Source organism: Flaviramulus sp. BrNp1-15, assembly GCF_022259695.1.
In the GTDB taxonomy this organism is placed as follows: Bacteria; Bacteroidota; Bacteroidia; order Flavobacteriales; family Flavobacteriaceae; genus BrNp1-15.
The window spans coordinates 761,038-773,608 of sequence record NZ_CP092099.1; the positions used below are offsets into that span (position 1 = coordinate 761,038).

Sequence of the window (12,571 nt, forward strand, 5' to 3'; positions counted from 1 at the left end):
GACAGGATGAAGTACGATTTCAATAAAATCGAGAAAAAGTGGCAAGACTATTGGTCAAAAAACCAAACGTTTAAAGCTGTAAACTATAGCGAAAAACCTAAATATTATGTACTGGATATGTTTCCTTACCCAAGTGGTGCAGGCTTACATGTTGGGCACCCATTAGGATATATTGCATCAGATATTTATGCACGTTACAAACGCCATAAAGGGTTTAATGTATTGCATCCGCAAGGTTATGATAGTTTTGGTTTGCCGGCAGAACAATACGCTATTCAAACAGGACAGCATCCAGCTATTACTACCGAAACGAATATTGCAACATATCGTCGTCAATTAGATCAAATAGGATTTTCATTCGATTGGTCTCGAGAAGTTCGTACATCCGATCCAAATTATTATAAATGGACACAATGGATTTTCATTCAATTATACGAATCTTGGTATTGTAAAGAGGAAGAAAAAGCCTTTCCTATTTCAGAATTAGAACAACTGTTTGCTCAAGAAGGAAATATAAACTTAAGCGAAGTATGTAATGATGGTGTAGAAATATTTACCGCTGAAGATTGGAATAGTTTTTCGTCAAAGAAGAAGCAAGAAATACTTTTAAATTTTAGACTAGCCTATTTAGCAGAAACCGAAGTAAACTGGTGTCCAGCTCTTGGAACTGTTTTGGCTAATGATGAGATTGTAAACGGCGTTTCAGAACGTGGTGGACATCCTGTTGTGCGTAAAAAAATGACACAATGGAGTATGCGAATCTCAGCCTATGCAGAACGTTTATTACAAGGTTTAGATACTATAGATTGGACAGATTCGCTTAAAGAAAGTCAGCGTAACTGGATTGGAAAATCGGTTGGAGCAAGTGTGTCGTTCAACGTCATTGCGAGTGAAACGAAGCAATCTCATAAAATAGACGTTTTTACAACAAGACCTGATACCATTTTCGGAGTTTCATTCATGACACTGGCTCCAGAGCACGAACTCGTTTCAAAAATTACAACTCCAGAACAAAAAGCTGAGGTTGAAGCCTATATTGAAGCTACAGCAAAACGTAGCGAACGCGATAGAATGGCCGATGTAAAAACCATTTCTGGAGCGTTTACAGGTGCTTACGTAGAGCATCCGTTTACTAAAGAGCCTATTCCGGTTTGGATTGGCGATTACGTGTTAGCGGGTTACGGAACAGGAGCAGTAATGTCTGTGCCTTGTGGTGACCAACGCGATTATGATTTTGCAAAACATTTTAACATTCCTATCCCAAATATTTTTGAAGGTGTAGATATTAGTGAAGAAGCTTTTGCCGATAAAGACAAAACCATTATTGCTAATAGTGATTTCTTAAACGGATTAAACTATAAAAAAGCAACTAAACGTGCTATTTACGAACTGGAACAAATTAATCAAGGTGAAGGAAAAACCAATTACAGGTTAAGAGACGCAGTGTTTAGTCGTCAGCGTTATTGGGGCGAACCATTTCCGGTTTATTATGTTGATGGCATGCCACAAATGATTGATGCAAAACATTTACCAATAAAACTACCTGAAGTTGAAAAATATTTACCAACTGAAACTGGCGAACCACCATTAGGTAACGCTACAACTTGGGCTTGGGATACTTCAAAAAATAAAGTAGTTTCAAATGATTTAATTGATAATAAAACCATTTATCCTTTAGAACTTAACACAATGCCTGGGTGGGCGGGAAGTTCATGGTATTTTAACCGATATATGGATGCTAAAAATACTGAGGAGTTTGCCAGTAAAGAGGCGCTTGAGTATTGGAAAGATGTAGATTTATATATTGGCGGAAGCGAGCACGCCACAGGACATTTATTATACGCACGTTTTTGGCAAAAGTTCTTGTTTGATAGAGGTGTTGTACCTGTTGATGAGTTTGCTAAAAAACTGATTAACCAAGGAATGATACTTGGAACGAGTGCTTTTGTTAATTTGTTAAGAGTTTCAGTTAAGGATAATAATGGTAATGTGAGTAAGGAAACTCTATTAATAACTGATGATTGGGTGGTAGAAATTTCCGGTTCGAAGTTGATTTCAGATGAAGCTTATAGTAATGTTTTATCAAAATTTGAAGAGGTGATGAAATTGGAAGTTCAGAAATATTTCGCATTAGATAAAAACGGTGGTAAGATTATAGATTCGATAAAATATAATATTGATGAAAAGACTAGTATTCATACTGATGTGTCTTTTGTGAATGCTTCTAATGAATTAAATGTTGAGGCTTTTAAAAACTGGAGAGATGAATATACTAACGTTATCCCAGTTGAAGAAAATGGTAAAATTATGGTGGCGCGTGACGTTGAAAAAATGTCCAAATCAAAATATAATGTGGTTAATCCAGACCAAATTGTTGCAGATTACGGAGCAGACAGTTTACGTCTTTACGAAATGTTTCTTGGCCCGTTAGAGCAATACAAACCTTGGAATACTGCTGGTATTACAGGTGTACACTCTTTCCTTAAAAAACTCTGGAAATTGTATGTTGACGATATTGGTTTAAAAGTAAACGATGCAGAACCAACAAAAGACAACTTAAAAACGCTTCATAAAACCATTAAAAAAGTAGAAGAAGATATTGAGAATTTCTCGTTTAATACTTCGGTTTCTACATTTATGATTGCGGTAAACGAGTTAACAGCTCAAAAATGTACAAGTAAAACTATATTAGAACCTTTATTGGTTTTAATATCGCCTTATGCGCCACATATTGCTGAAGAATTATGGAGCCAGTTAGGAAATAAAGAATCTATTTCCACTGCACCTTTCCCAAAATTTGATGCAAGTCACTTAGTAGAAAGTAGCAAAGTGTACCCAATTTCATTTAACGGTAAAATGCGTTTTACACTAGAATTGCCATTGGATATGAGTAAAGACGAGATTGAAAAAACAGTATTGGCGCACGAAAAAACCCAAGAACAATTACAAGGTAGAACACCTAAAAAGGTTATTGTAGTTCCAGGTAAAATTGTGAATATAGTAGGCTAACGTCATTCCGAGGAACGGAGTGACGTGGTAATTTGTTTGATTTCATTGTCATGTCGAAATGATGTACGATTGAGACATCACATAATAAATAAATCTTTAAATGGTTTTACAATGACGTTCTATATAAATTTTTAAAAACATGAAAAGAGTAATTATTGTTTGTGTCTTATTTTTAAGTGTATTTGTTTCTTGTTCAAGTGATGATGATAATTCAAAACCTGCTCCAGATTCATATATTTTGGAATCTATTATTGGTTCATGGGCGTATAATACCGTAAAAATTGATGGAACTGTTTACACTTATGAGCATACAGAAGGTTGTGTAAAGGATCTTTTTCAGTTTTATAATGAAGAGGGAAAGGTATTTGAATTTGAAGAAGATTATGTTTCAAATTGTGATATCTGTGCAGATTGTGCCATAAGCTCAACAAATCTTAAATGGGAGTTATATGGAAATGTAATAGATTTATATTTTGGCGAGCAGTTTATAACTCAATATGAAATACTTGAAGTAAATACAGATATAATTAGATATAAACGTATTTTTGATTATGATGAAGATGGTGATGAAGACGAAATAGAAATTACAGGAGTGCCCTATGATCCATACGACGAATTTGATGATTAAATTTTAATGGAAACCATAGGCTTTATAGCAGCAATTTTAACAACAGCAGCGTTTCTTCCGCAAGTTTATAAAACATGGAAAACTAAAGATGTTTCAAGTTTATCTATGCCTATGCTTATTATGTTTTTTATAGGAATTGTTTTGTGGCTGGTCTATGGGTTTCTTAAAAATAGTCCTTCCATGATTTTTGCAAATAGTATTACGGTAGTTTCTTCCTTTCTACTAGTTTATTTCAAAATTAAATACAGAAAGAAATAAATTAAGTTGATAATTCTGAAGGTTAATTTTCTGGTGAAATTCTCTATTTCATAAAATTATATTTTTAATTTCTTCAATTTGATAAAAATGGATGCGTTAAAGGTTTTTAACTTAAATTCTGCTTTTTTCATTGTAATTTGGTGACATCATTTATATAAAACTTTACTTATGAAAATTGGTGTTCCAAAAGAAATTAAAAACAACGAAAACAGAGTAGGTATGACGCCTGCAGGAGTTTTTGAATTAACAAAACGCAATCATATTGTTTATATACAAGCCACTGCCGGTTTTGGTAGTGGTTTTTTTGATGAAGATTATCAGGAAGCTGGAGCAATTATCTTAAAATCTATTGAAGAAGTTTACGCTTCCAGCGATATGATTGTAAAGGTTAAAGAGCCTATACAAGAGGAATACGATTTAATTAAACCTAACCAAGTTGTTTTCACCTATTTTCATTTTGCATCAAGTGAAACCTTAACAAAAGCTATGATAAAAAGCAATGCTATTTGTATTGCTTATGAAACTGTTGAAGATGCAGATGGAAGTCTTCCGCTTTTAACCCCAATGTCTGAAGTAGCTGGAAGAATGTCTATTCAACAAGGTGCAAAATATTTAGAAAAACCAATTAAAGGTCGTGGTGTTTTATTAGGCGGTGTGCCAGGTGTTCCACCAGGGCGTGTATTAGTTTTAGGAGCCGGTGTTGTTGGTGTACAAGCAGCTAAAATGGCTGCAGGATTGGGAGCACATGTTACCATAATGGATATTAATATGAAGCAATTACGTTATGTAAACGATGTTATGCCAAACCATGTAGTAACCGAGTTTTCCAGCGAATATAATATTAGAAACCGTATTAAAGAATCCGATTTAATTATAGGTGGTGTTTTAATTAAAGGAGCCAAAGCACCAAAATTAATTACTAAAGATATGCTTCAGGATATGCGACCAGGAACTGTAATTGTAGATGTAGCAGTAGACCAAGGTGGATGTTTTGAAACCACAAAACCAACAACACACGAAGATCCGACATATATTATAGACGATGTAGTGCATTATTGTGTTGCAAATATGCCTGGTGCAGTGCCTTATACTTCTACAGTGGCGTTGACTAATGTTACTTTGCCTTATGTAGTAAAACTTGCTAACGAGGGTTGGGAGAAGGCATGCGAAAATAGTAAACCGTTATCAAAAGGATTGAATATTGTAAAAGGAGACGTTGTTTATAAAGAAATTGCTGAAACTTTTGCTTTATAATACTGACAATCTTTCATAAGATATAATTGGCGTTATTTTTGCTATATTTATTTTTAGAAATTAAAATTTAGAAAAAAATGACAGGATATTATATATTAATTGGTGCAATTGCTTTAGTAAGTTGGTTAGTAAGCAGTACGTTAAAACGTAAATTTGCAAAATACTCTAAAATACACTTGCGAAATGGAATGAGTGGTGCCGAAATTGCTGAAAAAATGTTAGCAGATCATGGTATTACTGATGTTGAGGTTATTTCAACTAGAGGGCAATTAACAGACCATTATAACCCAAAAAATAAAACGGTTAACTTAAGTGAAGCAGTTTATAATCAGCGAAATGCTGCCGCTGCAGCTGTTGCAGCTCACGAAGTTGGTCATGCTGTACAACATGCTCAGGCTTACAGTTGGTTGCAAATGCGTTCAAGTTTAGTGCCTGTAGTTAGTGTAACATCTGGAATGTCTCAATATTTAATTATTGGAGGTTTAGTATTAGGTGGAGCTGCTGGTGTAGGTTTAGGATGGTGGGTTGCTGCCGCTGGAGTTGCATTTATGGGGTTTGCGACTTTGTTTAGTTTTATTACGTTACCAGTAGAATATGATGCTAGTAATAGAGCATTAGCTTGGTTAAAAAATAAAAATATGGTTTCGCAACAGGAATATGCAGGTTCAGAAGAAGCCTTAAAGTGGGCAGCAAGAACATATTTGGTTGCAGCTGTTGGTGCTTTAGCATCTTTATTATATTGGGCGCTTCAAGTGTTTGGAGGCAGAGACTAAAATTTAAACACATTTCATATAAACCGAATTCTTATTCTATTTTAATAAGAATTCGGTTTCTTTTTGTTACATTTATTTAGTAATTAAAACAATCGTATTTTATGGAAAACATGTTTCAAAACAAACTGGTAGTTAATGATTTGTCGGATGTTGAAAAAGTAGCATTTTACAAAAAAACGTACTCTCATGTAGCAGGTGGCGTATTAGTATTTATTCTTTTTGAATACTTGCTATTACAAAGCGAAACTATTGTGAATTTTGCCCTATCCATGACGCAAGGTTTTCGTTGGCTAATTATGCTAGGAGGTTTTATGTTTATAACTAACTACGCAGAAAAAATGGCTTTAAAAACACCAGATACCAACAAGCAATATATGGCATTTGGGTTATACGTTTTAGCCGAAGCATTTATCTTTTTACCTTTAATTTATATTGCTATAGCCTATACACAGAGTTTTGATTTGTTAAATCAAGCAGCCATAGTAACACTAGCTTTATTTACAGGATTATCGGCCATTGTATTTGTTACAAAAAAGGACTTTTCGTTTTTAAAAGCAGGCTTAACAGTCGGTTTTTTTATTGCGTTAGGTTTAATAGTAGCAGGAACACTTTTTGGGTTTAATCTGGGGCTTTGGTTTTCTGTAGGTATGTGTGTGTTGGCAGCAGGATCTATTTTATATCAAACATCAAATTTAGTTCATAACTATTCAAACGATCAATATATTCCAGCAGCATTAGGTTTATTTGCTTCTTTAATGTTATTGTTTTGGTATGTATTAAGTATTTTCTTGTCTAGAGACTAGATATTATAAAAACACAATTCAAAGGCTCTGAAATTTTTCAGAGCTTTTTTGTTTCTTTACAAAATAATCTCAATTAGTAAATGAAAAACCCTCTAGAATACTATAAAAAATACTTAGAAATTTATACTGAAGAAGTACAAAAGCTAACTAAGAAAATGACACTGTTTAGCGTGTATAGATTAGTTGTGTTTTTATTAACTGCTTTTGGTGTTTACATAACTTTTTCAAAATGGCAATTTGCAGTTGCTATAGCTGTTATAGGTATGATTATTTTTGGAGTTTTACTATCTAAATACACCGATTTAAAAACAAAAAAAGCATTAAATAAATCGCTAGTTTCTATAAACGAAGATGAAATAAAAATTGCTTCAGGCAATTTTCATGATCGAGAAGACGGACTTCAGTTTCAAGACCCAAATCATTTTTATAGTTTGGATATCGATTTATTTGGTCGTGGTTCTTTTTTTCAGTTTATAAACAGAACAACCATAAAAGAAGGCACACAAAAATTAGCAGATGCTTTAAAAGCAAATGATATTAAAGAGATTGAATTACGTCAAGAAGCCATAAAAGAACTAAGTTCTAAACCTAAATGGCGTCAGCATTACACCGCTACATCAAGTTTGGTACATGTAGAAACACCTGCAATAAAAATTATTAATTGGTTGCAAAGTCATCAATCATTTTTACCAAAAATAATGCAATGGCTACCAATTGGTTTTTCTATACTTTCTATACTAATATTTGTGCTTACAGTTTTAAATCTAATACCAAATCTAGCATTTATAGGGTATTGGTTGCTCATTGGTTTAGGAATTACAGGGCGTTATCTTAAAAAAATCAATATTTTGTCTTTTAATACAGATAAGGTTAGAGATACATTCAGGCAATATGCTTTGTTGTTAGATTTAATTGAAAATGAACAGTTTTCTTCAGAATTATTGAAACAAAAACAACAACAAATACAATCTGAAGGCCAAAAAGCATCTGATGTTTTTAAAGCGTTTTCAAAATCACTTGATGCATTAGATAACCGAAATAATCTTATTGGGGCTATTTTTGGAAACGGTTATTTTTTAACAGATTTAAAAAATAGTTATAGAATCGAGCAATGGATTAAACAATATGCTAATAAAGTAGCCGATTGGTTTGAAGTCGTTTCTTTTTTTGATGCTTACAACACTTTAGGAAACTATGTGTATAATCATCCAGATTACGTATTTTCTAAAATTATAGAAAACAAAGCAGTAATTAAAGCAAATAAATTAGGGCATCCGTTATTAAAAAGAGAAAAACGAGTTGATAGTGATTTAATCATTAACAATGAACAATTTTTTATTGTAACTGGAGCTAATATGGCTGGTAAAAGTACATTTTTACGAACAGTTTCTTTACACATTGTTATGGCAAATATGGGTTTACCTGTATGCGCTGAATCAAGCGAATATTCTCCTGTAAAACTTATTACGAGCATGCGAACCTCAGATTCTTTAACTGATGAAAGTTCATATTTCTTTTCTGAATTAACGCGCTTAAAGTACATAGTTGATGCCATTCAAAAAGAACCTTATTTTATTGTTTTAGACGAAATTTTAAAAGGCACAAACAGCACCGACAAAGCTATTGGTTCTAGAAAATTTGTCGAGAAATTAGTGGCTTCAAATGCAACAGGAATTATAGCAACTCACGATTTAAGTTTATGCGAAATTGAAAAAGAACTTAATGAGGTTGAAAACTATTATTTTGATGCCGAAATTATAAATGATGAACTTCACTTTGATTATAAATTAAAACAAGGCGTTTGCCAAAATATGAACGCGTCGTTCTTATTGAAGAAAATGGAAATTGTATAACGCTAAAGAGTAGTTCGTAACTACAAATAGGGTTTTTGTACACATTCTTTTGAGTTTGAAACCTTTTCTCGCTATTTTCATAAACTAAATGAAAATAGTAAACAAAAATATCTCCCAAATATTAGTGCACATTCTGTTTTGGATGCTCTTTGTATTTGTTTCACTTTTTCTTTTTTCAGATTTCTATTGGAAAGAGAATCCGTTTTTACAATACGTTGTCTTGTTAGTGGCTATCGTTTACATCAATAATTTTTTTCTATTACCTTTTTTTGTAAAAAATAAACTGTACGCGGTTTATGTGTTTGTGTTTGCAGGTATTTCATTTTTAGCTACACAATTATATTGCTACGCTTTTGCTAAATGCGGATGCTCTGTTTTTAAGTGTTTAAGCGATTATTTATGGCAAAGCTTAGTGCCGCTTATTTTCTTTTCATTTATATGGGTTTTATACCGATTTATTGATGAGCAAGAAGAAGTAGAAAAGGTGAAAAAAGAACATGCCGAAATGGAATTAAAGTTTTTAAAATCTCAAATAAATCCGCATGTTTTATTTAATAATTTGAATACGATTTATTCCTATTCCATTGAAAAACCTAACGAAACGCCAGAGCTTATTTTAATGCTTTCAGATAATTTAAAACATGTATTGTATGAAAGTAACGAGAAAACAATTTCGCTTGAAAAAGAAATTCAGTTTATAGATAATTATATTAAGTTTCAAACTATTAGAACAGAAGGTGTAAAGCAAATTTATTACAATAAAAATATAGATTCTTTTAACCATCAGATAGCACCATTACTTTTAATAACTATTATTGAAAATGCTTTTAAACATAGCACTTTAAATAGCGATATTATGGTAAATATTAATGTTGAAAAATGGGTTTTAAGGTTTACTTGCGAAAATGATTTTGATAAACAAAAAGTAACTTCAACCGATTTAAAAATAGGCTTACAGAATCTTGAAAAACGGCTAGAGTTGATTTATAAAGACACTTATAAGTTTAAACTTGAAAAAGATGATACCTTTAAAGTGATTTTAATACTAAATTTATAATGAATTGCATTATTATTGAAGACGAAATACCAGCACAAAAAATTCTGAAAAGTTTTATTTCAAAAACGCCAAGTATTCTAATATTAGGAATTTTTAAAGCAGCTATTGAAGCCAATTCCTTTTTAAAAAACAATACAGTTGATGTGGTTTTTTTAGATATTAATTTACCAGATATTTCGGGAATAGATTTTATAAAAACCATTAAAAACCCACCAGCAATTATAATAACAACAGCTTATCCTGAGTATGCTGTTAATAGTTTTGAACTTGATACTATTGTTGATTATCTAGTAAAACCATTTTCATTTGATAGATTTTTTAAAGCGATAAATAAAGCAAAAGACAGATTTGAAACATCAAAAAACCCAATAGAAGAAACTGAAAATATTTTGTTTTTAAATGTTGATAAAACGCATCATAAAATAACATTAAACTCCATTTTATATATAGAATCTGATAGAAATTATATTACAGTTGTTACTAAAAATCAAAAACTATCCTATATAGAATCTCTTAAAAATTGGGTTGAGAAATTACCAAAAAATCAATTCATACAAGTCCACAAATCGTACATTATAAACCGAAAGTTTGTAGATAAAATTTCAGGAAACGAAATTTATGTAAGTGCAAATAGAATTCCAATTGGGCGAACGTATAAGCAAGAACTCTTAAAGCAATTGAAGATTATACAATAAAAAAAATCCCTTTCTATTTATAAAAAGGGATTCTTCATAATAAGATATATTATTTACTTCTTTTTTGGATGTACTAATTTCATTTCATCAATTAAGTGTGTTGCTCCTGCATATTTGTCAACTATAAAAAGCACGTAGCGCAAATCAACCATAATGTTTCTGCAAATTTCAGGATCGTAGTTCATATCACTCATTGTGCCTTCCCAAACACGATCAAAATTAAGACCAACTAAATTTCCGTGTGCGTCAATTGCTGGACTTCCAGAGTTCCCACCGGTTGTATGATTGGTTCCTAAAAAGCAAACAGGTACTTTTCCGTTACTATCTGCGTATTGTCCGTAATCTTTAGCGTTGTATAAATCACGTAATTTTTGTGGGACGTCAAACTCGTAATCTCCTGGTACATATTTTTCAATAACACCATCAAGATAACTCACATGATTATAGTAAACAGCATCTCTTGGCGAATAGCCTCTTACTTGACCGTAAGTTACACGAAGTGTACCGTTCGCATCGGGGAAATAACGTTCTTCTGGAAGTGCTTCCATAAGCGCAGTCATATACTCTGTTTGTAAAGCTGTAATAGGCTCGTTTTTTTGTTGAAATTCTGCATCAATGCTATTAAAAAATTCTGCAATCAAAGGTTTGGCATAAATATATGCAGCATCTTTATTTAATTTTTTTAGAACTTGTTCAGCATCACCTTCAAGTAAAGCTAAAGCACTTTCTAAATTTGTAAAGGCTGTTTTTTCATAGATTGAAGCATCTATATTTTTATTATAAAAAGGCATAACAGCATTAAAAACACCTTTGTCTACAGTTACATCATAATTTTTATGAATGCCTTGTAATCTAGAAATTAAACCAGCTTTTGCTTTTTCAAAGTTTTCAGGGTTTTTATTAATAAATTCTTCTGTTTGGTAAGCTCTAAAAGTCATTTGCATTAACTCATTAGTTACTAAAAACACTTCAATAAAATTTCTACGTTTAATGTTTATGGAAGCAAAATCTTTGTAAAGTTTATCAAATTCAGGTAAAATATTACCGTACTTATCTTCAAGCCCTTTTTCTTTTAAAGCTTTTGTAAATGTTGTTTCAAAAGTGCGTCTGTTTTCAACTGCATTACTTTTTTCTATTCCTAAATTCTCTCCAATCCATTTTTTCCAAGCGTTGGCAATTCTTGCCTGTTTAGATGCGTATTTTATGCGAACTTCATCACTAGCTTTCATGTTAGCATCTATTACTTTTAAAGCTGCTTCACGAATAGCAATGTTACTTGGGTTATAGTCTTTAGTAATATGCTCGATAGCTACTGCAGGTAAATATTCGTTTGTACGACCAGGAAAACCAAAAACCATCGTAAAATCACCTTCTTCAACACCATCTAAAGAGACTGGTAAAAAGTGTTTTGGTTTGTAAGGTTTGTTGTCTTTACTATATTTTGCAGGACGATTATTCGCATCAGCATAAATTCTAAACATAGAAAAATCTCCTGTATGTCTTGGAAAAACCCAATTGTCTGTATCGCTACCAAATTTACCAATGCTTGAAGGTGGTGCACCAACCAAACGAATATCTTCAAAACGTTCTGTTACAAATAAGAAGTATTGGTTGCCTTTGTAAAACGATTTCACTTTAGTGTCTTGCCAAGTTTCTTTTGCAACTGTTGCTTGTAATGCGTTACTGTTTTTATCAATAGTAGATTGTTTTTCTTTTTCGGTCATTGCATCTGTAACTCCAGCAAGAGCTTGTGTTGTTACATCTTCAATACGCACAATAAACTCAATAAACAACCCTTCGTTAGGTAATTCTTCATCTAAAGACATGGCCCAAAAACCATCTTTTAAATAATCATTTTCTAAAGAAGAATGAGATTGAATTTGTCCAAATCCGCAGTGGTGATTTGTTAATATTAACCCTTTGTTTGAAATTACTTCGCTTGTACAACCACCATTAAAATGCCCAATAGCATCTTTTAAACTAGAATTATTAACATCATAAATATCTTTAGCAGTAAGTTTGCTTCCAAGATCTATCATTTCTTGTTCGTTCATACCTTCTAAAAGTGAAGGAATCCACATACCGCCTTGTTGGGCAGAAACTTGAATGGTAATAAAAAGTAAAAGGAATTTTAAGAATTTCATAATGGATTTCTTTATTTTGATTGTATTTTTAAGGAATACTCAAAGATAAAAATTAGTTTAATGAAAGAGACTTCTATTTTCTAATTATTTACTTTTA

The 12,571-nt window shown here is 32.1% G+C and carries 10 protein-coding genes; 9 read left to right on the plus strand and 1 reads right to left on the minus strand.

The window, feature by feature from the left end; translation table 11 throughout:
- The first annotated feature begins 6 nt into the window (after positions 1-6).
- From MBM09_RS03345 to MBM09_RS03385, 9 genes are all read left to right on the plus strand, one after another.
- Complete coding sequence (locus MBM09_RS03345; protein WP_238675440.1) at positions 7-3,009, plus strand: leucine--tRNA ligase; 3,003 nt, start codon at positions 7-9, stop codon at positions 3,007-3,009.
- 139 nt (positions 3,010-3,148) lie between these two features.
- Complete coding sequence (locus MBM09_RS03350; protein ID WP_238675441.1) at positions 3,149-3,637, plus strand: hypothetical protein; 489 nt, start codon at positions 3,149-3,151, stop codon at positions 3,635-3,637.
- Positions 3,638-3,643: 6 nt separating this feature from the next.
- A complete protein-coding gene (locus MBM09_RS03355; RefSeq protein ID WP_238675442.1) occupies positions 3,644-3,895 on the plus strand; it encodes a SemiSWEET family sugar transporter in 252 nt (83 codons plus the stop codon).
- A gap of 168 nt (positions 3,896-4,063) precedes the next feature.
- Positions 4,064-5,149 (plus strand): alanine dehydrogenase, encoded by a 1,086-nt coding sequence (gene ald / locus MBM09_RS03360; RefSeq protein ID WP_238675443.1) that lies wholly within the window; start codon positions 4,064-4,066, stop codon positions 5,147-5,149.
- Positions 5,150-5,226: 77 nt separating this feature from the next.
- Positions 5,227-5,922: a zinc metallopeptidase gene (locus MBM09_RS03365; RefSeq protein WP_238675444.1), complete on the plus strand. Its 696-nt coding sequence runs from the start codon at positions 5,227-5,229 to the stop codon at positions 5,920-5,922.
- Positions 5,923-6,023: 101 nt separating this feature from the next.
- Positions 6,024-6,725: a Bax inhibitor-1 family protein gene (locus tag MBM09_RS03370; RefSeq protein WP_238675445.1), complete on the plus strand. Its 702-nt coding sequence runs from the start codon at positions 6,024-6,026 to the stop codon at positions 6,723-6,725.
- Positions 6,726-6,805: 80 nt separating this feature from the next.
- The gene (locus MBM09_RS03375) at positions 6,806-8,578 is read left to right on the plus strand and encodes a DNA mismatch repair protein MutS (RefSeq protein ID WP_238675446.1); all 1,773 of its coding nucleotides are present in this window, start codon (positions 6,806-6,808) and stop codon (positions 8,576-8,578) included.
- Positions 8,579-8,666: 88 nt separating this feature from the next.
- Complete coding sequence (locus tag MBM09_RS03380; RefSeq protein ID WP_238675447.1) at positions 8,667-9,635, plus strand: sensor histidine kinase; 969 nt, start codon at positions 8,667-8,669, stop codon at positions 9,633-9,635.
- Positions 9,635-10,330, plus strand: coding sequence for a LytTR family DNA-binding domain-containing protein (locus tag MBM09_RS03385; protein ID WP_238675448.1), 696 nt, complete (start codon positions 9,635-9,637; stop codon positions 10,328-10,330). The genes MBM09_RS03380 and MBM09_RS03385 overlap by 1 nt, the downstream gene beginning before the upstream one ends.
- 53 nt (positions 10,331-10,383) lie before the next feature.
- On the opposite strand, the gene MBM09_RS03390 is transcribed toward MBM09_RS03385, so the two are convergent.
- The gene (locus tag MBM09_RS03390) at positions 10,384-12,474 is read right to left on the minus strand and encodes a S46 family peptidase (protein ID WP_238675449.1); all 2,091 of its coding nucleotides are present in this window, start codon (positions 12,472-12,474) and stop codon (positions 10,384-10,386) included.
- Positions 12,475-12,571: the final 97 nt, after the last annotated feature.